This is a genomic window from Sphingobium limneticum (genome assembly GCF_008710165.1).
In the GTDB taxonomy this organism is placed as follows: domain Bacteria; phylum Pseudomonadota; class Alphaproteobacteria; order Sphingomonadales; family Sphingomonadaceae; genus Sphingobium; species Sphingobium limneticum.
Window position 1 is genome coordinate 21,508 of sequence record NZ_VYQA01000010.1, and the last position, 19,445, is coordinate 40,952.

At 65.6% G+C, this 19,445-nt stretch carries 22 protein-coding genes; 10 read left to right on the top strand and 12 right to left on the bottom strand.

Going from position 1 to position 19,445, the window contains the following annotated elements; genetic code table 11:
• Positions 1-162: 162 nt before the first annotated feature.
• Positions 163-816 carry a YjbE family putative metal transport protein gene (locus F4U95_RS14000; protein ID WP_120250394.1) on the top strand — a complete coding sequence of 218 codons (654 nt, stop codon included), beginning with the start codon at positions 163-165 and terminating at the stop codon, positions 814-816.
• Here the strand turns inward: F4U95_RS14000 and F4U95_RS14005 are convergent.
• From F4U95_RS14005 to F4U95_RS14020, 4 genes are read right to left on the bottom strand one after another with little or no spacing between them, the layout of a single operon-like run.
• Positions 800-1,876, bottom strand: coding sequence for an AbrB family transcriptional regulator (locus F4U95_RS14005; protein ID WP_150426108.1), 1,077 nt, complete (start codon positions 1,874-1,876; stop codon positions 800-802). The two genes, F4U95_RS14000 and F4U95_RS14005, sit on opposite strands and share 17 nt — an antisense overlap.
• Positions 1,869-3,176 carry a CitMHS family transporter gene (locus F4U95_RS14010; RefSeq protein ID WP_150426109.1) on the bottom strand — a complete coding sequence of 436 codons (1,308 nt, stop codon included), beginning with the start codon at positions 3,174-3,176 and terminating at the stop codon, positions 1,869-1,871. Before F4U95_RS14010 ends, F4U95_RS14005 begins: the two co-directional genes overlap by 8 nt.
• 34 nt (positions 3,177-3,210) lie before the next feature.
• Complete coding sequence (locus tag F4U95_RS14015) at positions 3,211-4,683, bottom strand: OprO/OprP family phosphate-selective porin (RefSeq protein WP_150426110.1); 1,473 nt, start codon at positions 4,681-4,683, stop codon at positions 3,211-3,213.
• Entirely contained in the window at positions 4,683-5,756 is a 1,074-nt protein-coding gene (locus tag F4U95_RS14020) for an ABC transporter substrate-binding protein (RefSeq protein WP_150426111.1), read from the bottom strand. Before F4U95_RS14020 ends, F4U95_RS14015 begins: the two co-directional genes overlap by 1 nt.
• 109 nt (positions 5,757-5,865) lie before the next feature.
• Here F4U95_RS14020 and F4U95_RS14025 point away from each other — a divergent pair, with 109 nt between their 5' ends.
• The 6 genes from F4U95_RS14025 to F4U95_RS14050 all read left to right on the top strand — a co-directional run bounded on the left by F4U95_RS14025 (position 5,866) and on the right by F4U95_RS14050 (position 11,144).
• Entirely contained in the window at positions 5,866-6,519 is a 654-nt protein-coding gene (locus F4U95_RS14025; RefSeq protein WP_120250399.1) for a response regulator, read from the top strand.
• On the top strand, positions 6,509-7,894 hold the full coding sequence (locus tag F4U95_RS14030; protein ID WP_150426112.1) for a sensor histidine kinase: 1,386 nt from the start codon (positions 6,509-6,511) through the stop codon (positions 7,892-7,894). The genes F4U95_RS14025 and F4U95_RS14030 overlap by 11 nt, the downstream gene beginning before the upstream one ends.
• A 112-nt stretch (positions 7,895-8,006) precedes the next feature.
• Positions 8,007-8,921 carry a serine O-acetyltransferase EpsC gene (epsC, locus tag F4U95_RS14035; RefSeq protein ID WP_150426113.1) on the top strand — a complete coding sequence of 305 codons (915 nt, stop codon included), beginning with the start codon at positions 8,007-8,009 and terminating at the stop codon, positions 8,919-8,921.
• A 16-nt stretch (positions 8,922-8,937) separates the two neighbouring features.
• Positions 8,938-9,666 (top strand): methionine ABC transporter ATP-binding protein, encoded by a 729-nt coding sequence (locus tag F4U95_RS14040; RefSeq protein ID WP_150426114.1) that lies wholly within the window; start codon positions 8,938-8,940, stop codon positions 9,664-9,666.
• Complete coding sequence (locus tag F4U95_RS14045) at positions 9,666-10,334, top strand: methionine ABC transporter permease (RefSeq protein WP_150426115.1); 669 nt, start codon at positions 9,666-9,668, stop codon at positions 10,332-10,334. Before F4U95_RS14040 ends, F4U95_RS14045 begins: the two co-directional genes overlap by 1 nt.
• A 12-nt stretch (positions 10,335-10,346) precedes the next feature.
• Complete coding sequence (locus tag F4U95_RS14050; RefSeq protein WP_150426116.1) at positions 10,347-11,144, top strand: MetQ/NlpA family ABC transporter substrate-binding protein; 798 nt, start codon at positions 10,347-10,349, stop codon at positions 11,142-11,144.
• Positions 11,145-11,265: 121 nt separating this feature from the next.
• On the opposite strand, the gene F4U95_RS14055 is transcribed toward F4U95_RS14050, so the two are convergent.
• Positions 11,266-11,457, bottom strand: coding sequence for a hypothetical protein (locus F4U95_RS14055; protein WP_145986212.1), 192 nt, complete (start codon positions 11,455-11,457; stop codon positions 11,266-11,268).
• A 340-nt stretch (positions 11,458-11,797) separates the two neighbouring features.
• Between F4U95_RS14055 and F4U95_RS14060 the strand changes: the two genes are divergently transcribed.
• Positions 11,798-13,252 carry an MFS transporter gene (locus F4U95_RS14060; RefSeq protein WP_246171604.1) on the top strand — a complete coding sequence of 485 codons (1,455 nt, stop codon included), beginning with the start codon at positions 11,798-11,800 and terminating at the stop codon, positions 13,250-13,252.
• A gap of 56 nt (positions 13,253-13,308) precedes the next feature.
• Here F4U95_RS14060 and F4U95_RS14065 read toward each other — a convergent pair whose 3' ends face one another.
• The 5 genes from F4U95_RS14065 to F4U95_RS14085 form a co-directional block, all read right to left on the bottom strand.
• Positions 13,309-13,857 (bottom strand): hypothetical protein, encoded by a 549-nt coding sequence (locus F4U95_RS14065; protein WP_120252089.1) that lies wholly within the window; start codon positions 13,855-13,857, stop codon positions 13,309-13,311.
• A gap of 372 nt (positions 13,858-14,229) precedes the next feature.
• Positions 14,230-14,586, bottom strand: a complete 357-nt coding sequence (locus F4U95_RS14070; RefSeq protein WP_150426118.1) for an STAS/SEC14 domain-containing protein — start codon at positions 14,584-14,586, stop codon at positions 14,230-14,232.
• A gap of 47 nt (positions 14,587-14,633) precedes the next feature.
• Complete coding sequence (locus F4U95_RS14075; RefSeq protein WP_150426119.1) at positions 14,634-14,993, bottom strand: winged helix-turn-helix domain-containing protein; 360 nt, start codon at positions 14,991-14,993, stop codon at positions 14,634-14,636.
• A gap of 55 nt (positions 14,994-15,048) precedes the next feature.
• Positions 15,049-15,303, bottom strand: coding sequence for a hypothetical protein (locus tag F4U95_RS14080; RefSeq protein ID WP_150426120.1), 255 nt, complete (start codon positions 15,301-15,303; stop codon positions 15,049-15,051).
• Between the two features lie 82 nt (positions 15,304-15,385).
• Positions 15,386-15,604, bottom strand: a complete 219-nt coding sequence (locus F4U95_RS14085) for a hypothetical protein (RefSeq protein WP_150426121.1) — start codon at positions 15,602-15,604, stop codon at positions 15,386-15,388.
• Between the two features lie 145 nt (positions 15,605-15,749).
• Between F4U95_RS14085 and F4U95_RS14090 the strand changes: the two genes are divergently transcribed.
• Both F4U95_RS14090 and F4U95_RS14095 read left to right on the top strand, forming a co-directional pair.
• Positions 15,750-16,859 carry a sensor histidine kinase gene (locus F4U95_RS14090; protein WP_120250410.1) on the top strand — a complete coding sequence of 370 codons (1,110 nt, stop codon included), beginning with the start codon at positions 15,750-15,752 and terminating at the stop codon, positions 16,857-16,859.
• 5 nt (positions 16,860-16,864) lie between these two features.
• On the top strand, positions 16,865-17,611 hold the full coding sequence (locus F4U95_RS14095; RefSeq protein ID WP_150426122.1) for a LytR/AlgR family response regulator transcription factor: 747 nt from the start codon (positions 16,865-16,867) through the stop codon (positions 17,609-17,611).
• A 164-nt stretch (positions 17,612-17,775) separates the two neighbouring features.
• On the opposite strand, the gene F4U95_RS14100 is transcribed toward F4U95_RS14095, so the two are convergent.
• Positions 17,776-18,948, bottom strand: a complete 1,173-nt coding sequence (locus tag F4U95_RS14100; RefSeq protein ID WP_150426123.1) for a BaiN/RdsA family NAD(P)/FAD-dependent oxidoreductase — start codon at positions 18,946-18,948, stop codon at positions 17,776-17,778.
• On the bottom strand, positions 18,948-19,403 hold the full coding sequence (locus F4U95_RS14105; RefSeq protein WP_150426231.1) for a YaiI/YqxD family protein: 456 nt from the start codon (positions 19,401-19,403) through the stop codon (positions 18,948-18,950). Before F4U95_RS14105 ends, F4U95_RS14100 begins: the two co-directional genes overlap by 1 nt.
• Positions 19,404-19,445 lie beyond the last annotated feature (42 nt).

The following is a 19,445-nucleotide window of genomic DNA, read 5'->3' on the forward strand; positions in this document are numbered from 1 at the left end:
AATCGTCTTGTCGGGGCTGCGCATGCCGCCGTTCGGGCTGAAAGGTGGGTGACAGCTTCCTGTCCTATGCGCCGCCGGTCGCCCTCCTGTGGCGATCCACGCTGTTTCGCTCGAAATCAGCCGTCAAACCGACGCCCCCGGTCGTCGCCCATGAGAGGATTTATGAACGACATCTGGACCCATATCGTGGCCGATTTTTCCAATATCGGTTCCCCCGCCGCTCTGGCCGCCTTCGGTCAGGTCGTGCTGATCGACATCATGCTGGCGGCGGACAATGCGATCGTCGTCGGCGCGCTGGCCGCCGGCCTGCCCCCCGCCTCGCGCCGCAAGGTGATCGCGATCGGCGTGATCGCCGCCTTGGTGCTGCGCATCGCCTTCGCCCTGCTCGTGACACAGCTGATGCAGCTGGTCGGCCTCGTCTTTGCCGGTGGCCTGCTGCTCGTCTGGGTCGCGTGGAAGATGTGGCGCGAACTGCGTTCGGGCGGCGAAGCCGAAGATGCCGACGATATCGCCGGCAAGGCCGCACCCAAGGGCTTCGCGCAAGCCGCCTGGGCCGTGGCCATCGCCGACGTGTCCATGAGCCTGGACAATGTGCTGGCCGTCGCCGGCGCCGCGCGCGAGCATCCGGGCATCCTGGTCGTCGGCCTGATCCTGTCAGTCGCGCTGATGGGCGTGGCGGCGAACCTGCTGGCCCGCGTGATCGAACGCTATCGTGCCATCGCCTATTTCGGCCTGGTGGTGATCCTCTATGTCGCTGGCAAGATGATCTATGAAGGCGTGATCGACCCGGCTACGGGCCTCATGACTTTGTTCTAATATCCATAGACCTGAACCCGAGTGGTGCCCCGATCAGGACCAGCACCACACGGGTCAGGTGATGGACGATGACCACGCCCGGCTCCAACGCCAGACTGAGCGCCACCATGCTCATTTCGGCCAGGCCGCCGGGCGAATAGGCCAGCGTCAGCAACACCGGGTCCAGCCCGGTCAGCGCGCCGATCCCCGCTGCCCAGGCAAATGTCACCGCCAGCAAGATCAGCGTCGATCCCGCCGCCAGCGCCACGGTGCGCAGCAAAGTCTTCAGCGTCAGCCCAACGAAGCGGCAACCGATAGTGGCGCCCAGCCCCACCTGCGCGGCCGCCAGTGCCCAGCCAGGAATCCGGAAATCGGCCAGCCCGCTCATATGCACGGTCGCGCTCACCGCCAGCGGCCCGACCAGATGCCAGGCCGGCAGGCGCAGCAGCCTGCCGATCGACAGACCCACAACCACGCAGCCGACCGCCCATAATAGCAGCGACCAGTCCGCCACCCCGCCCGTCACCGCAGCGGCTGGCGCAATGGCGACCGGCGCATGGTCCAGCCGGATCAGGAATGGCAGGATGAAGACGACCAGAAAGATGCGCGCGCCATGGATCAGGCCGATGGTCCGCTCGTCGGCGCCGCGCTCCGCCCCCATCACCACCATTTCGGCGATGCCGCCGGGCATGCCGGCGAAATAGGCGGTGGCGGGATCGAATTTGGCAACCTTGCGGAAATAGGTCACGCACAGCAGCGCGGCCGTCGCAAGGAAGAAGGGCAGCGCGACAAGCGGAATGATCCACTCGCGCGCCTGCGGCAACAGATGCGGGCCGAAACTGCTGCCCAGCACCACGCCGATCACCGCCGCCATCGGCCGGCGCGTGGCGGATGAGGCCTGTATCGGCAAGCCGATGACGCTGGCGATGGCACAGGCGGCCATGGACCCCAGCACCCAAGGCAAAGGCGCGCCGATCTCCAGAAACAGTGCGCCCCCCGCTGCCCCGACAGCGATCGCTGCCAGGAAGCGGAGGGCGGCCTGCGTTGCCCGGTGTTTGACCGGTTGCGACCCGTCAGGCAACGAAGGGGAAAGCCAGCGCGATCATGCCGACCAGCGTCATGACGATGCAGACGGCGGCCGCCGGCAGCAAGGTGAAGCGCTGATGATCGGCCAGGTCGATCCCGGCCAGGCTGACGAGCAGATAGGTGGACGGCACCAGCGGGCTGAGCAGATGGACCGGCTGGCCCATCAGCGACGCGCGGGCGATCGCCATCGGATCGACGCCATAATGGGCCCCGGCCTCCGCCAGGATCGGCAACATGCCGAAGTAAAAGGCGTCGTTGGAGATGAAGAAGGTGAAGGGCATGGACAGCAAAGCCGTGATCGGCGCCATATACGGCCCCAATGCGGGCGGGATGAAGCCCACCACTTCCTCGCTCATCGCCTCCACCATGCCGGTGCCGCCCAATATGCCGGTGAAGATACCCGCGGCGAAGATCAGCGACACGACCGACAGAACATTGCCGGCATGGGCGGCGATCCGCTCCTTCTGCTGTGCGACGCCCGGATAGTTGACGATCATCGCAATGGCGAAGGCGATCATCATCAGCACCGACAGGGGCAGGATTCCCCAGACCAGCAGGCCCAGCAGCACGACTACCAGCGCGGCATTGAACCAGCGCAGATGCGGACGACGCGCTTCGGGATATTGCGACACGCCAAGGTCGGCGACATCCACTGCCTCACGCTGCGGCAGGTGGACATGGCCGAGCCGCCGACGCTCCTTGATCCCGAACCAGAAGGCCAGACCCAGCAGGAAGGCGAGGCCCGCGATCATGCCGGGGATAAGCGGCAGGAACAGGGTGGCGGGATCGAGCTTGAGCGCACTGGCCGCACGCGCGGTCGGGCCGCCCCATGGCGTCAGGTTCATGATCCCGCTCGTCACCATCAACAGGCAGACCAGGTAGATGCGCTTCATGTCGAAGCGCTTGTATAGCGGCAGCAGCGCGGCGCAGGTGATGATGTAGGTGGTCGATCCATCGCCATCCAAACTGACGACCGCACATAGCACCACCGATCCCAGCAGGATCAGCAGCGGATCGCCATGGACCAGCTTCACCAGCCGGCCGACCAGCGGATCGAACAATCCCGTGTCCGTCATCGTCGAAAAGAACAGGATGGCGAACAGCAGCATCACGCCGGTCGGCGCCAGATTCTTGATGCCGTCGATCATCATGTCGCCCAGGCCCGCGGCCTGCCCGGCGATGACGCCGAACAGGGACGGGATGACGATCAACGCCACCAGCGGCGTCATCTTTTTGGTCATGATCAGCGTCATGAAGGTGGCGACCATCAGGAAGCCGAGCAGGGCAAGATTCATCGCTGCATCCTTGAAGAGGCGAGGAGAAGAAGGATCAGAAAGTCACGCCGACACGCGCGCTGACGGTCTGGCCGTCGTCGCTGCCGGTGAAGGCGCCGGCGCGATTGTCGGTGCGCCAGTGGATGCCGTTGAGCTGAAGCCGGGTGAAGCTGTTGAGATACCAGTTCACGCCGACCGTCGCGGCCCAGCCGTCGCCGCCCAGCACCAGATCGGTATAATCCAGATTTTCGTAGCGCGCGGTCAGCTCGATCGCGCCCGGTCCACCGTCGAAAGTGGGGCGCAGCACGTTGGGCTGGCCAAAGCTGCCGAGGCGCGGGTTGTAAGGCGGCAATTCACCGGTCAGGAAGAAGCCGGTCGATACGCTCCACGCCTTGCTCTCGAAATTCGGGCGGTCGCCGGTCAGGCGCGCGACGCGGCGGCCTGCTTCGCCCATGACCCACAGGCTGCCGCTATAGCCGCCCAGTTCCGCGCCATAGCCGGTGGTGGAACGCCCGCCCAGCAATTCGCCGGTCGACACCCGCACCGCGCCGTTGAAACGACCGCCGATCACCGTGCTGCGCGTCAGAGACGTCGCGGCGGCCGACAGCGCCTCGTCAAAGCCCCATGCGCCGACATGCAGCAGCGACCGGTCGGTCTTGATCGGGTTCCAATGCGCGCGGAAGGAAGCGGTGCGGCTGTCGTTCGTCGCCTGCTGCCCATCGATCCGGTCGCCGGTCACGCTGACCGACGCATGCCAGTTGGGACCGAACATGCGGCCCATGATGCCGATGCCGTAGAAGCCGCGCTGCGGGATGATCGCGGTCGATACCGTGCTGCGCTCCAGGAAGGGCGTGGAATCCGACCCGGTGCTGCCTTCGAACGCGCGGTCGTTGAACAGATGGCCGACGCGAATGTCGTAATCGACCTTGCCGCTCAGCCGATTGCGCCAGCCCAGAAAGGCGGTGACGATATCGACTTCATTTTCCGAAAAATCGCTTTCGAACTGGTAGAAGAAATGCGGCCCGACCCCGCCTTCCAGGCCCAGGCGCAGCGCGCGCATGCCCGTCGTGGTCGTGTTGCGGCCCTTATAATCGGACCCCATGGTCGAGCTGACATCGACCAGGATGCGCCCGCGCGGCTTGTAGGTGAAGACGCCGTCGGCCGATCGGAACACGGGCAGGCCCGCCCCCCACTCGGTCTTGACGCCGACTTCCCGCGCGATGGCGCGGGCCTGGCCGACGTCGATATCGGCGGGACCGGGCGGCACGATCTGCGGCGCGAAGGGCGTGACGACCAGCGGCGGCGTGGCCTGCTGCTGCGCGACTTGCGGTGCGGGTCCGGGCGCTGCCGCCTGCGCGACCGCCTGCCCTTCGATCTTGTCGAGCCGCGCCTTGAGCGAGGCGATTTCGGCGGCCTGCGCCTTCACCAGCGCGGCCAGTTCGTCGGCACTCGGCGTCTGGGCCAGCGCAGGGGTGGCGGCGATCAGCGCCAGCGCGGCGCAACTGCCGCGCAACATCAGGGACGTCATTATTGGGCTCCAGAAGCGAGGATCGCGTTCCAGTCGCGCAGGAAGCGCTGCTGTTTCAGGCGATCGAGATTGGCGAGAAGCTGCGGGCCGACGCGCACCGGGCGCGCCTGAGCCGCAGGAAGCCGGCGACCGCGTATGTCGGTGCGGACCGGCCAGAGGCTATGCTGCGCGAGCAGGGACTGGCCCTGACGCGACAGCAGGAAATCGAGGAACAATTTGGCGGCGGCGGGATGCCGCGCCTCCCGCGCGATGAAGGCGATGCGAGACATCACGATGGTATAGTCCTGCGGGAAGATGACACCGATGCGCGGGTCACGCCGCGCCCGTTCCACCGCATAGGAACCGATGACATTATAGGCGATGGACAGCTTGCCCTCCGCCACACCGCGCAACATCGGCTCGGTGGTGATCGACAGGACCGGCCGCGTCGCCGCCATCGCTTCCACCAGCGACCGCGTATCGCCGGTGATCGCGAAATCCTGCGTCAGATACAGATAGCCGGTGTTCGAGCGCGCGGGATCGAAGGTCGCGACCTTGCCCGTCAGCGCGCGGCGATCCTTGCGCAGCATCGCTTCCAGCGCGGCGCGGGTGCGCGGTGGATTGGGGATCGCCTTCTTGTTGTAGACATAGGCGATCGGTTCGGCCGTAACGCCGAACCCCATATTCTTCCACACCGCCGATGCGGGCAGAGCCGGCTTTTCCGGGCTGGTATAGCTTTGCGCGAACCCGTCGTTGATCAGCTTGACCTGCTGGTCCATCGCCGACGACCAGACCAGATCGGCCGATGGCTTGCGCCCCCGCGATACCGTAACGAAACGGCGATACATCTCGTTGGAGCCAAGGTCGGCATAGCGCACCGTGACGCCCGGATAGCGGCGCTGGAACGCCAGGATGACCGGCGCCATTTCCGATGTGTCGGCATTGGCGTAGACGACGACCTGCCGTTCCGCCTGCGCGTCGGCGATCAACTGGTCATAGGATCGCGGATAGCCTGCCGGCCGTTCCGCCACCGCTACGGCCGTCGGCACCGCCAGACTTGCCAAGAGGGAAACAATCTGAATAACCCGTCGCACGAACCCTGCTCCTCGCCTTCCGTTTCTATCGCCGGATAAGATGTGAGGCTCAGTTACGAAGCCAAGCTGTCATCAACCTTTCAGCATCGGGTGCCCCATTCGGATTTTGATGATCGAGGACGACGCCGCGCTGGCGCGCAGCATTTCCGCCCTGCTCCGTGCGGGGGGCCATGCCGTGGATCATGTCGCGACCGGGGAAGATGCCCTGTCCGTCGTGGGCAGCGAACCCTATGCGCTGGTCATCTTGGACGTCGGCCTGCCCGACATGGACGGTTTCGCCGTCCTGGCCGAACTGCGCCGCCGAGGGGAGAAGGTCGCGGTCCTGATGCTGACCGCGCGCGACGCGCTGGACGATCGGGTGCGCGGGCTGGACCTGGGCGCCGACGATTATCTGCGCAAACCCTTCGACCCGGAGGAGCTGGAAGCCCGAGTGCGGGCGCTGGGGCGGCGGCGCGGTGGCGATCCGACGCCGGAACTGGTCGTCGGCACGCTCACCATCAATCGCTCCACCGGCACCGTGGAGGTGGCGGGCCGCGCGCTCGATCTGCGCCGCCGCGAACTGGCCGTGCTGGAGGCGCTGGCCACCCGTGCCGGGCAGGTGGTGCCGCGCGAACTGCTGATCGGCGAAGTCTTCGGCTTTGACGAGCCGGTCGGCGGCAACGCTATCGAAGTGCATGTGACGCGCCTGCGCGGCAAGCTGGCGCCCGATGGCCCCGGCATCCGCACCGTGCGCGGCGTGGGTTACATGCTCGATGCCGGGTAAGTCTCAGGCGATCGCGCTGCGCACCCGGCTGCTCGCCGCGATGCTGGGGCCGCTGCTCGGCGCGGCGGCGATCATCGGCGTGGGCGGCGCGACTCTGATTTCCGACGTCGTGCGCCGCACCAACGACCGCGTGCTGGGCGGCGCGCTGGGCGCCATCGCCGAAACGGTACAGGTGGAACGGGGCGAAGTGACGCTGGACCTGCCGCCCGCCGCCTTTGGCATGTTGGAAAATAGCGAACGCGACAATGTCTATTATCGCATCGCGGTGGGCGGCGCATTGCTGACCGGCTATGCCGATCTGCCCGCGCCCGATCCGGCGACCATGACCGTCGACCAGCCCCGCTTCCGCTTCGCCCGCTATCGCGATCAGGGCATCCGCATCGCGGAGGTGAAGCGGATGCTCCCCCGCATCGCCCAGCCGGTCGTCATCCAGGTCGCCGAAACATTGGACAATCGCAAGACGCTGGCCGGGCAACTGACCATCGCCCTGCTGCTGGGCGAAGTCGCGCTGGTCGGCGTCGCCGTGCTGCTGCTGCGCCCGGCGCTGGGCTGGAGCCTACGCCCGCTCGCCCGCCTGCGCCGCACCGTGGAGGCACGCGACGGCAATGTCCGCGCGGATTTCTCCCCGCTCGACGCCGGGCCGCTGCCCAACGAGCTGCAACCGCTCGCCATCGCCTTCGACCATATGCTGGCGCAACTCGACACCGCGACCGGCGGCATGCGCCGCTTCACCGCCGACGCCTCGCATCAGATGCGCACCCCCTTGTCCGTGCTGCGGGTGCAGGTGGAACTCGCGCGGCGCGGCTCGCATGAGGCGCTGGACGAAATTGCCGATGCGGTGCAGCGCCTGGAACGACTGGTGACGCAGCTGCTCGCCCTCGCCCGCGCGGAGGAAGGCGGCGTGTCGCCCCCACTCGAAGCCGTCGACCTCAAGGAAGTGAGCCAGGCCGTGATAGGCCGCCTCATCAACCAGGCGATCGCGGCCGATGTCGAACTCAATCTCGACGCGCAGGATGGCGCCAGTTACCCCGTTCAGGCGCACCGGACGCTGATCTTCGAAATCCTCGCCAACCTGATCGACAATGGCATCCGCTACAATCAGCGCGGCGGCGCGGTCACGGTCGCACTGGCGCGCAGCGATAGCGACATCACGCTATCTGTGCAGGATGACGGCCCCGGCATCGCGCCGGAAAACCGATCCCGCGTGTTCGAACGCTTCTTCCGCGCCGCCGGACAGACCGGGCCGGACGGCACCGGCCTTGGCCTTGCCATCGTGCAGTCGGCCGCCCAGCGCATGGGCGCGCATGTCAGCATATCCAACGCCGCGCCGGGCACCCGCATCACGGTCCGCTTCCCGCCCCAGCCCTCCACCTGAAACATGCCCCGCCTGAAACCCCAGCTTTCCGGCCCCATGGATAAAAGCGCTCCATTCACTACCATTTCAATTGATATAACCGGCCGCAGTGCATCATCATCCGAGACGTTTCATGACCAGCTCTTCCCTGCCCGCCGACGGCATCCAGTTTCCGCAACAGATCGACCTGGTGGTCGACGCGCTGCATCAGGCGCGGCTGGACTGGCGCGCGGGCCATGCCCGTCATGCCGAACAGGGCGTCTATTTCCCCTCGCGCCAATCGTTGAAGCGGATCAGCAACGAACTGGCCATCGCCCTCTTCCCCCTGCGCTTCGGCCCGCCCGAACTCACCGCGCAGAATGAAAATAATTATGTCGGCGCCTCGCTCGAATCGACCCTGTCACAACTGGCCGCGCAGATCCGGCTGGAACTGGGCTATGACGCGCCCGACAGCGACCAGAAAGCGATCGCATTGAATGTCGAACGGGCGATCGGCATCTTCGCCGCGCGCCTGCCCGATATCCGCCGCCTGCTCGATAGCGATGTGGAGGCCGGCTATGCCGCCGATCCAGCCGCGCGCAGCGTCGATGAAGTGCTGCTCGCCTACCCTTCCCTCACCGCCGTCATCCATCACCGCATCGCCCATCTCCTCTATCGCCTCGGCGCGCCGATCGTCGCGCGAGTGATCGCGGAAATCGCGCATGAACGCACCGGCATCGACATTCATCCCGGCGCCACCATCGGCCGCAGCTTCTTCATCGACCATGGCACCGGCGTCGTGATCGGCGAAACAACCATCATCGGCGACCGGGTCCGCCTCTATCAGGGCGTCACGCTGGGCGGCGATCCCGATGTGGAGGGCCGCCACGACGTACTCCGCCACCCCATCCTGGGCGACGATGTGATCGTCCATGCCAATGCCAGCATCATTGGACGGGTGACGATTGGCGCGGGATCGCGTATCGGCGGCAATCTGTGGCTGCGCAGCGACGTGCCGGCCGGCAGCATCGTCGAAGCCCCCCACCCCATCATCCGCCAGCCGAGCTGAATTCACGCCCCTCTCCATGATCGAACTTAAATCCATATCGAAGCGCTTCCCGGACGGAACCGCAGCGCTCACCGACATCGACCTCGTCATTCCGCGCGGGTCGGTGTTCGGCATCATCGGCCGGTCGGGTGCGGGCAAATCGACCCTGCTGCGCCTCATCAACGGGCTGGAGCGGCCGACGTCCGGCGAAGTGCTGATCGACGGCACGTCCATCGCCACGCTGAAACCGGCGGGCCTGCGCGCGCTGCGGCAGCGGATCGGGATGATCTTCCAATCCTTCGGCCTGCTCGCCAACCGTAGCATCGCCGGCAATGTCGCCCTACCGCTGGAACTGGCCGGCATGCCCAGGGCCCATCGCGACGCCCGCGTGGCGCAGCTGCTCGACCATGTCGGCATCGCGGCCAAGGCGCAGGCTTATCCCGCCAGCCTATCGGGCGGCCAGCGTCAGCGTGTCGGCATCGCCCGCGCGCTCGCGACCCGCCCCGACATATTGCTCTGCGACGAAGCGACCAGCGCGCTCGACCCGGAAACTACCCGCTCCGTGCTGGCGCTGCTGGCCGATCTCAACCGCGACATGGGCCTGACCATCATCCTGATCACCCATGAGATGGAGGTGGTCCGCGCCATTTGCGACCATGTCGCCGTGCTCGACCATGGCCGCCTGGTCGAATCCGGGCCGGTCGATACCGTCTTTGCCGCCTCGCGCGAACAGGCGACCCTCGCCTTGCTGGGGGAGGATCGCTGATGCAGGACGGTTTCTTTCAGAATATCTCCTGGCCCGATATCGGTCAGGCGACGTTCGACACGCTGCTGATGCTGGGCGGATCGCTGCTGCTGACGCTCATTCTGGGCATTCCGCTCGGCGTGCTGCTCTTCCTCACCGCGCGCGGCCAGATCGGGCAGAGCCTGATCGCCAATCGCCTGCTGGGCGTCATCGTCAATATCCTGCGCTCCATCCCCTTCGTCATCCTGCTGATCGTCATGATCCCGCTGACCCTGGCGATGATGGGCACGTCGCTGGGCGTTGCCGGCGCCATCCCGCCGCTGGTCGCGGGCGCCGCGCCCTTCTACGCCCGCCTCGTCGAAACCGCGCTGCGCGACATTCCGCGCAGCACGATCGAAGCGGCGCAGGCCATGGGTGCCACCCGGCTTCAGATCATCGGCAAAGTCTTGTTGCCCGAAGCGCTGCCCGGCCTCGTGTCCGGCGCCACCGTCACCGCCATCGCCCTCGTCTCCTTCACCGCCATGGCGGGCGTCGTGGGCGCGGGCGGCCTGGGCGATCTGGCTATCCGCTACGGCTATCAACGCTTTCAGGCCGACGTCATGCTCGTCACCGTCGCCCTGCTCGTCCTGCTCGTACAACTGATCCAATGGTCCGGCGACTGGCTCGCCCGCCGGGTCGACCATCGTTAAGGGGAATATCCCATGAACCGTCGCTCGCTCCTTCTCCTCGCCCCCGCCCTGCTGCTTGCGGCCTGTGGCGGCAAGACCGGCACTGCCGATGGCGACACGCTGACCGTCGCCGCCACCGCCGTGCCCCATGCGGAAATCCTGGACCATGTCCGCTTCGCGCTGGAAAAGCAGGGCGTGAAGCTCGATGTCCGAGTCTTCAACGATTATGTGCAGCCCAATCAGCAGGTCGCGCAGGGGCAGATCCTGGTCAATTATTTCCAGACCGGCCCCTATCTGGACGAATTCAACAAGGCGCAGCATGCCGACCTGCAAAAGATCGCCGGCATCCATATCGAACCGCTGGGCGCCTATTCGCGCAAGTGGAAGAGCCTGGACCAGCTGCCCGCCGGCGCCACCGTCGCCATCCCCAATGACGCCAGCAATGGCGGCCGCGCCCTGCTGCTGCTTCAGAAGACGGGCCTCATTCAGCTGAAAAACCCGGCCAATCCGCTCGCCTCGGTCCGCGACATCACCGCCAATCCAAAGAAGATCGTGCTGCGCGAACTGGAAGCGGCCACTCTGCCCCGCACTTTGGGGGAGGTCGACCTGGCGCTCATCAACACCAATTATGCGCTGGACGCGAAGCTCAATCCCACCCGCGACGCGCTGGCGATCGAGGATGGCCAGTCGCCCTATGTCAATTTCGTGGTCGGCAAGCCCGGCAGCGAAAAGGACGCCCGCGTCCAGAAGCTGATCGCCGCGCTGCACAGCGACGACGTAAAGGCCTTCATCGCGGACCGCTACAAGGGCGCGGTGCTACCGGCCTTTTGACCCCGCCGGTTTACAAGAGCGCGTCATGCTGAACTTGGTTCAGGATGACGATGCGCGATAGGAAATCAGGATATTTGAACTGATGGGCGGGGCTGCCGGCATGACCGGCAGCCCCTTCCGTTCAGGCGCGCGCCACCAGCAGCATCCGTTCCAGCGCATGCACATGCGCCAGCACCGGCCGCGCCTGGAAGAAGTCGCGCAGGTCGATGTAGCCCAATTCGCGGATACGTTCCGCCAGGGCATAGCGAAGATCGTCGTTCAATATCGCGGAAATCCGCGACTTCAGGGCATTGAGCCTGGTTTCGATGGTCATGAACTGGCCTCCATGATGATCGGTTGTCGGGCGATGATGGTCCATGTCGCGCACCCTTTTGCCAAGAGGCGCAGGGCATATTACCGGCGGGCCGCCCTATATTTCCGACCGGTCACACCATGGGATCGCAGTGTAAATGCGGCGCGTCGGCCGACCAATGAGAGTTTTTCATAGCTTATATGCGCCGCGCTCAACGATCGCGGCCGAGAGCCCCGCGACTCGTACCGCCTATTTGCGCGGGCCATCCATCGTCCAGAAATTCCAATAAGCATCGCCTTGCCAGAACCGCCCTCCGGCAGCGACAGGCGGACCTGTCTCTTTCGGGAAAAAGCCTTTGGACATGCTCAGCAGCGGTACGATCGCCGCGCCTCTTCCACGCCTGTCCGCCGCCGCGCCGCTCATCATCGGTTCCGCGCTGCTGATGCAGGGGATAGACGGCACCGCCATCACCGTCGCCCTGCCCGCCATGGCCCATTCGCTCGGCACCGACGTGCTGCGCATGAACCTGGCGGTCAGCGCCTATCTGCTCAGCATCGCGGTGTTCATTCCCGCCAGTGGCTGGATCGGCGATCGGTTCGGCGCTCGCACCACCTTCTGCTGGGCCATCGCCCTGTTCATGCTCGCCTCGCTGCTCTGCGGCCTTGCCACCTCCCTGCCGCAACTGGTCGCGGCGCGCATCCTTCAGGGCATGGGCGGCGCACTGATGGCGCCGGTGGGGCGCGTCGTCCTGCTGCGCGCCGTGCCGCGCCACGATTATGTCCGCGCCATATCCCTCTACACCGCGCCGGCCCTGATCGGCCCGGTGCTTGGTGCGCCGCTCGGCGGGCTGATCGTCGAAATCGCCTCCTGGCACTGGATCTTCTTCATCAACCTGCCGCTCGGCCTGATCGGCATCGCCGCCACGCTGCGCCATATCCCGGCGCTGCCCGCCTCTCCGCCCGGCCCGTTCGACCTGCTCGGTTTCCTCTTGCTGGGCATCGGCCTGTCCTGCGGCACGCTGGCGCTCGCCGGGATCGGCGGGTCGATCCCGCTGCGCATCGTCATCCTGCTCGCCGCCGCCAGCCTCGCCGCCCTCCCCCTTGCCGTCCTGCACGCCCGCCGTACCGCGCATCCGCTGCTCGATCTCGGCCTGCTGCGCATCCGCAGCTTCCGGATCGTGATGCAGCATGGCACCATCTGGCGTTCGACCGTCGCGGGTCTGCCGGTGCTGCTCGCCCTGCTGCTGCAACTCTCGCTCGGCCTCGGCCCGCTTGCCAGCGGCCTCATCCTCTTCACCAGCGCGGCCGGTGCACTCGCGATGAAGGCGGTCGCCGGCACGCTGCTCCACCGCTACGGCTTTCGCCGGGTGATGATCGCCAATGCCGTCGTCTCGGCCTTTTTCGCCGGCAGCTACGCGCTGTTCGATGCCGGATCGCCGCTCTGGCTGCTGGTCGCCGCGCTGTTCCTGGGCGGCGTCTCGCGCTCGCTGCAATATACCAGCCTCGGCACGCTCGCCTTCGCCGACATACCGGACGCCGCCATGGCGCGGGCCAGCGGCTTTGCCAGCATGTCGCAGGAACTGGCGCAAAGCCTGGGCGTCAGCATCGCCACGCTGCTGGTCCAACTAGCCATGCTGTTGCGCCAGGATGGTCAGGCCGGCGCCACCGACATCCGCACCGCCCTCGCGCTGGTCGGCATCATGGGCCTGATCGCAGCGCTCGGCTTCCGCCGCCTGCGCGACGATGATGGCGCCGCAATCCGCATCCGCAATCGGCCGGCGCTCTCGCCTCAACCACTAACCGCCACCCGCCCATGAAAAAGGCCGCGCGAAGCCCCCACTCCGCGCGGCCTTTTCAGCCATGATGATCCGGCTCAATTCGCCTTGGACAGATCCACCTTTTCCACCCATTCGGGGTAGAAGGTCGGTTCGCGGTTGGACCAGCCCACCGCCGTCGCCGCCGCTTCGCTGATCGACTGGAGCAGCGCACGCCGCTTTTCGGGATGCAAATGCGGCAGGCTGGCGGCGGCACAGAAGGCGCCGGGCAACCAGGGCCGCGACCCCGCACCCAGCAGTCGTTCGTAAAGGAAGCGATAGGCGGAAAAGCTGCTCAGCCGATCCTGCCCCAGGTCGAAAGCGGAAATGGTCACCAGCGGCGCCATGAACGGCTCCACCTGTTCCAGGCCACTGTCATCGGGCACGCGCGCCTTGATCTCGTCCAGCCGCCCGTAGATGCGCGCCTGCGCGCGGATCGACGCTTCCTCCACCATGTCGCGGGACCACAGCTTCATCGCGTCGCGGCGATGCAGCCCGATATCCAGCGATCGGCGAATATAGCGTTGCGTGGCAGACGGGAAACTCGCGAATTCACGCAGTTCCGCCAGGGTGATCGCCCCATCCGCCGGTCTTGCACTCGTACCCATGTTCATGCCCTCCGACTTGAAGTCTTAGGATGGAACATGCGCCCTCTATGGTTACCGAAGGCTTAAGCGCCTGTTCCACCGCTGTTCACAACGGACCAGATTTCTTTTTGCGGCGCAACATGAAACTTCTGTGACTGCGGCAGGCCGTTGAAAGGCATGAATATCATGATCATCAATATGGTTAGTTAGCCAACTAATGTCACATATATCCTGCTTCTACATTGTCCAACTCGCTGTCTCATACCAACCAGCGCTGTTGTGAACCGAAGACTTTCCGTTCCCCGGCGTAGGCCGGGGCCCAGTTCCCAGCTCTCAACTGGACCCCGGCCTACGCCGGGGAACAAAAAGCTATCGGCGCCCTATCGCTGCCCTTCATCCCAGCAACCACGCCAGCGCCTCGTCGGCGTTCGCGAAGATCCGCATATAATCCTGCGTCATTTCCCGCCGTACCTGCATGGTGGCGATGATGCTGGGGGTGACGATGGCGATCCGCGATGCGCGCGGGAACAGCCCATCGCCCAGATGCTCGCGGAATGCCGCGACCGCATCCTGTGGCTGCACCGCGCTGCCGCTCATGTCCATCCGCAGCAGATAGCCGGGCACGAACCCTTCGGCCATGAATCGCCCCTTCACCTCACGGGCATAGGCGGCGACGCCCTCGCTGGTGAACTGGCCGTGCCAGGCGATGTCGAGCAGATTGATGTCGTGGCGGAATCGGATGTCGTACATGGGAAAGCCTCCGCCGCTCTCCATGCCGAACAGGCATTACCGAAAGATTATCTATGCGACGGAACGACTTGCGCCTCCAACGGCACGTCCCGCAACTGCCGTTCCAGCGCTACTGCACCCTGCGTGCTGATCCCTTCCATGTTCGCCTGCAATCCGCGATAGGCCGACAGAATCGCAAAGCCACTCTCGGTCAACTGCGCGCCCTCGCTCGACGTCGCGACCAGCGGTTCGGCCCAACAACGGTTCATCACATCGACCAGCAGCCAGCAGCGCCGATAACTCATGCCCAGCTTCCGCCCGGCGGCCGATATCGACCCTTCGGCCGCAATCGCATCGAGCAGGTCGGCCTTGCCCGGCCCCATGGCGATCTGGTCGCCGCAATATATCTGGATCTTGATCTTCAGCATCGGCCCGCCGCGCTTTAGCGGTTAGGGGCGGCCAAGACCAGCCACCCCGTCGGGTTCAGGCGCCCGCCCGCCGCTCCAGAACGGCGCCGATCATCGCCCGCCACACGGCCACATCGCCGGCCTGCGCCATCTGCGCGTCCGGTTCCCGCAACGTATGGAGAATGGCATAGGCATCGTCCACATGGTCCGGCCAGGCGGCGTCCACCGCGCCGGCCGCATGCGGATCATGCCCGCCCCCGTTCAGGCTCAACTGACGACCGGCCAGTACACGGGCGATACGTTCGATGGCGGGGGTGGTGGATGTCGGCATGGATGGCATACTCCTCTCAAAAAAGGGGGCGGCGCTTTGTCGCTCTTCCGCCTGTCAGGATAGCATATCGTTTCGGAGGGAGCTATCGGTCCTCGCCCGCGCTGAAACCCGAAGACGGCACCGGATCACCCTTGTCGCCGGGCTTGGCGATCGATGGCGGGTCGGACGCGTCCATCGAATCCTTCAAACTCTCGTCGCGCTTCTCATCGGGGTGCAGCACATGGTCCTGCGCGTCGCTCGCCCTGTCGTCGCCCGCCTCTTCGCGGCTGTTCGGACGCACATCCTTCTGCTTGTCCGTCATCGTCTCTCTCCTCTGGTTTCGCAGGATCAACGGACGGCCCGGCAGCGCGGTTCCGCCCGCCGCCCTTCGACCAACACCGCCGCCAGTTCGATCAGCAACACGGGCGCCTAAAGACTTTCGCCGCCCCCCGGCGTAGACAGGCATCATGACTGATCTTCCCGAAGACGATCGCGGCGTCGCGCCGTCGATCGCGCTCTATTCGATTCTGGGCTTCTGGTTCTTCTACACCATCATCGTGACCCTGCGCGCCATCGTCGTCGGCTTCGACGCGCAGTGGGAAATGGCGGCCCGCCGCATGGTCGTGGCGGTGATCGGCATCATCGTCACCTGGATCCTCTATCTGGCGCTGCGCCGGTTCGACTATAAGCCGCTGGCGGTCCGCTTCGTCGCCGCCTTCTCGCTCGCCGCGCCCTTCGCGCTCGCCATGGCGGCGGCCAACTATTATATCTTCAACGTCTATGATCCGATCAGCCTGTTTCCCGACGCGGAAATGAAGAAGAAGGCGATCGAGGAAGGCTATGTGCTGATCTCCATCGTCGAAGATGCGATGACGCGCTATTTCTTCCTCGCCGCCTGGGCCGGCCTCTATCTCGCCCTCTCCTACGCCAGCGAAGCGCATCGCACCGAACGCCGCGCCGCCCGGCTGGAACGCGCCGCGCAGCAGGCCGAACTGCGATCCCTGCGGTATCAGGTGAACCCGCATTTCCTGTTCAACACGTTGAACTCGCTTTCCACCCTGGTCATGCGCAACAAGCCGGACGATGCGGAGCAGATGATCATGTCGCTCTCCAACTTCTACCGCACCAGCCTGACCGGCGACCCGCTGGACGACGTCCCGCTGGAGGAGGAAGTCCATCTCCAGAAACTCTATCTGGATATTGAGGCGGTCCGTTTCCCCGACCGGCTGAGCACGGTGATCGACATTCCACCCGCGCTGATGAATGCCTGCGTCCCCGGCCTCATCCTGCAGCCCCTGGTCGAAAATGCGATCAAATATGGGGTATCCCGCACCTCCAGCCCCGTGACCATCACCATCACCGCGCGGGAGGATGGCGACCTCATCCACATCGCCGTGACCGACGATGGCGACAATCCGCCCAGCGACGCGGACGCCGGCAGCGGCATCGGCCTTGTCAATGTGCGCGACCGGCTGACCGCCCGCTTTGGCGATCAGGGCCGCATCGTTTATGGTCCGCGCGAAGGGGACGGTTTCTCCGTCCTCCTCACCTTGCCCATCATCCGCCGGGGTTGCTGACGCGCATGTCTATACGCACCATGATCGTCGATGACGAACCGCTCGCCGTCGAACGGCTCCAGATGCTCTGCGCCCGCGAACCGCGCATCGCGCTGGTCGGCACCGCCACCGATGGCGAAGCCGCGCTCCGCCTGATCGAGGGGTTGAAGCCCGACCTCGTGCTGCTCGATATCGCCATGCCCTTGCTCGACGGGATCGGCGTCGCCCGCGCCGTCGGCCGCATGGGCATCCGCCCTGCCGTCATCTTCGTCACCGCGTTCGAGGGGTTTGCGGTCGAGGCGTTCGACCTGGCCGCCGTCGACTATATGTTGAAGCCCGTCGCCCACGACCGGCTGACCCGCGCGGTCGACCGGGTGGAAGCCGCGCTGCGCAACCAGTCCAACAGCGACGCGCCCGCCATCACCAGCGAACCCAGCCCTGAATGGGCGGAGGAATTTTGGGTGCCGCACCGGTCCGAACTGATCCGCATCGCGACCGACCAGATCGACCGGATCGAAGCGGAGCGCGACTATATGCGCCTGCATGTCGGCACCCACAGCTATCTGCTGCACCAGACGATCAGCAGCCTGGAGGAACGGCTGGACCCGCAGCAATTCGTCCGCCTGCACCGCAGCCATATCGTGCGCCGCGACCATATCGCCCGCCTGCGCCACGACGGCAGCGGCGTGTGGTTCGCGGCCCTCACCGACGGCGGGGAAATCCGCATCGGCCGCACCTTCCTGGCCAACGCACGGGCCATGACGGGGCGGTAAACAACAAAGGCCAGGCGGTTTTGAAATTCAGTTCAGGTGGAGCCGAGCCGACGGCCAGCGTTAGCTAAAAGCGTGATTTTTGAGCACCGGAGCGCAGCGTACTTCAAGTACGTGAGCACCGGAGCGCAGAAAATCGCGCTTTGCAGGCCCGCATGGGCTGAATTTCAAACCGCCTGCCCGGCCGCTACGCCACTGGCCCACGCCCATTGGAAATTATAGCCCCCCAGCCATCCGGTGACGTCCACCGCCTCACCAATCGCATAGAGCCCCGGCACCTTGGCCGCCTCCATCGTGCGCGAAGACAGGCCAGCAGTGGCGATCCCGCCCACCGTCACCTCGGCCTTGGCATAGCCTTCCGTCCCCGACGGCGCGAACGCCCAATCGCTGAGCCGCGTCCCCACCTGCCGCAGCACCTTGTCGGTCAGCGCACCCATTTCCCCCTGTACCTCGATCCGCTCCAGCAGCGCATCGGCCAACCGCTCGGTCAGCGCCTGCGCCAGCACCCGGCGCAGACTAGTGCGCGGCCGCTCCGCCTTTTCGGCCAGCAACCAGTCCGTTGCTCGATCCGGCAGGAAATTCACCTGAATGGCCGTGCGATGCTGCCAGTAGGAAGATATCTGCAACATCGCCGGTCCTGACAGCCCGCGATGGGTGAACAAGGCCGCCTCGCGAAAGCGCGTCTTGTTCCACCGCACCTCCACATCGGCCGACACGCCCGAGAGCGACTGGAACAACTGCTCTTCGGGCCCCAGGGTGAAGGGCACCAGCGCCGGACGCGGCTGCACGATGGAGAGGCCGAAATGCCGTGCCACATCATAGGCAAAGCCGGTCGCGCCCATCTTGGGGATGGACGGCCCACCAGTCGCTAGCACCAGCGCTGGCGCGCGATGCACCGTTCCGCCGATCGTCACTCGATAGAGGCCATCGCCATGATCGATATCGGCAACCGCCTGCCCCAAGGCCAGCGTCACGCCGCCCTTGGTGCATTCCTCTTCCAGCATCGCGACGATCTGCTTTGCCGACCCGTCGCAAAATAGCTGCCCCAGCGTCTTTTCATGCCAGGCGATGCCATAGCGATCGACCAGCCCGATGAAATCCTGCGCGCTATAGCGCCCCAGCGCCGACTTGGCGAAATGCGGATTGGCCGAAAGGTAACGATCAGCGGCGGTGTGGATATTGGTGAAATTGCACCGACCGCCGCCGGAAATCAGGATCTTCTTGCCCACCGCTTCGGCATGGTCGACCAGCAGCACGCGCTTGCCCCGCTGCCCAGCGGTCGCCGCGCACATCATCCCGGCGGCGCCTGCGCCAAGAATTATTGCATCATATTCGGCCATCACCGCCCCCGCTTCAAACGCACCAGCGCCTCGTCCAGCGCCTGAAGAAAGCGCGATCGATCGAGCTTGCCGAATGGCGGCGGCCCGCCGATCGGATCGCCCACGGCCCCTGCGCGCAGGTCCGCCATGATCGCCCGCGTCGCCACCGCCGCCCCGATCGAACTCAGCGTAAAGGGCTTGCCATTGGGCGCGATCACCACCGCGCCGGCCTTCAGGCACCGGTCCGCCAGCAAGATATCGGCAGTGATGCACACCGACCCTCCATCCGCCCGCTCGGCGATCCAATCGTCCGCCGCATCGAACCCGTCGCTCACCACCACCCGGTCCAGCAGCGGGTGCGCAGGGATTCGGATCGGGCTGTTGCTCACGATCGTCACGGGAATTTCATGCCGCCAGGCGACCTTGTAGATCTCCTCCTTCACGGGGCAGGCATCGGCATCGACCAATATCTTCATGGCGTGGGCGATAGGCCGGGTGGCAGGTTGAGACAATGGCTC

What these genes read in the sequence shown, in the direction of transcription:
- F4U95_RS14040 (WP_150426114.1), top strand. Translation starts at nt 8,938, where the DNA reads ATGATCGAACTTAAATCCATATCGAAGCGCTTCCCGGACGGAACCGCA.
- epsC (WP_150426113.1), top strand. Translation starts at nt 8,007, where the DNA reads ATGACCAGCTCTTCCCTGCCCGCCGACGGCATCCAGTTTCCGCAACAG.
- F4U95_RS14060 (WP_246171604.1), top strand. Translation starts at nt 11,798, where the DNA reads ATGCTCAGCAGCGGTACGATCGCCGCGCCTCTTCCACGCCTGTCCGCC.
- F4U95_RS14065 (WP_120252089.1), bottom strand. Translation starts at nt 13,857, where the DNA reads ATGGGTACGAGTGCAAGACCGGCGGATGGGGCGATCACCCTGGCGGAA.
- F4U95_RS14050 (WP_150426116.1), top strand. Translation starts at nt 10,347, where the DNA reads ATGAACCGTCGCTCGCTCCTTCTCCTCGCCCCCGCCCTGCTGCTTGCG.
- F4U95_RS14075 (WP_150426119.1), bottom strand. Translation starts at nt 14,993, where the DNA reads ATGCTGAAGATCAAGATCCAGATATATTGCGGCGACCAGATCGCCATG.
- F4U95_RS14030 (WP_150426112.1), top strand. Translation starts at nt 6,509, where the DNA reads ATGCCGGGTAAGTCTCAGGCGATCGCGCTGCGCACCCGGCTGCTCGCC.
- F4U95_RS14085 (WP_150426121.1), bottom strand. Translation starts at nt 15,604, where the DNA reads ATGACGGACAAGCAGAAGGATGTGCGTCCGAACAGCCGCGAAGAGGCG.
- F4U95_RS14025 (WP_120250399.1), top strand. Translation starts at nt 5,866, where the DNA reads ATGATCGAGGACGACGCCGCGCTGGCGCGCAGCATTTCCGCCCTGCTC.
- F4U95_RS14055 (WP_145986212.1), bottom strand. Translation starts at nt 11,457, where the DNA reads ATGACCATCGAAACCAGGCTCAATGCCCTGAAGTCGCGGATTTCCGCG.
- F4U95_RS14080 (WP_150426120.1), bottom strand. Translation starts at nt 15,303, where the DNA reads ATGCCGACATCCACCACCCCCGCCATCGAACGTATCGCCCGTGTACTG.
- F4U95_RS14000 (WP_120250394.1), top strand. Translation starts at nt 163, where the DNA reads ATGAACGACATCTGGACCCATATCGTGGCCGATTTTTCCAATATCGGT.
- F4U95_RS14095 (WP_150426122.1), top strand. Translation starts at nt 16,865, where the DNA reads ATGTCTATACGCACCATGATCGTCGATGACGAACCGCTCGCCGTCGAA.
- F4U95_RS14015 (WP_150426110.1), bottom strand. Translation starts at nt 4,683, where the DNA reads ATGACGTCCCTGATGTTGCGCGGCAGTTGCGCCGCGCTGGCGCTGATC.
- F4U95_RS14010 (WP_150426109.1), bottom strand. Translation starts at nt 3,176, where the DNA reads ATGAATCTTGCCCTGCTCGGCTTCCTGATGGTCGCCACCTTCATGACG.
- F4U95_RS14105 (WP_150426231.1), bottom strand. Translation starts at nt 19,403, where the DNA reads ATGAAGATATTGGTCGATGCCGATGCCTGCCCCGTGAAGGAGGAGATC.
- F4U95_RS14100 (WP_150426123.1), bottom strand. Translation starts at nt 18,948, where the DNA reads ATGGCCGAATATGATGCAATAATTCTTGGCGCAGGCGCCGCCGGGATG.
- F4U95_RS14090 (WP_120250410.1), top strand. Translation starts at nt 15,750, where the DNA reads ATGACTGATCTTCCCGAAGACGATCGCGGCGTCGCGCCGTCGATCGCG.
- F4U95_RS14070 (WP_150426118.1), bottom strand. Translation starts at nt 14,586, where the DNA reads ATGTACGACATCCGATTCCGCCACGACATCAATCTGCTCGACATCGCC.
- F4U95_RS14045 (WP_150426115.1), top strand. Translation starts at nt 9,666, where the DNA reads ATGCAGGACGGTTTCTTTCAGAATATCTCCTGGCCCGATATCGGTCAG.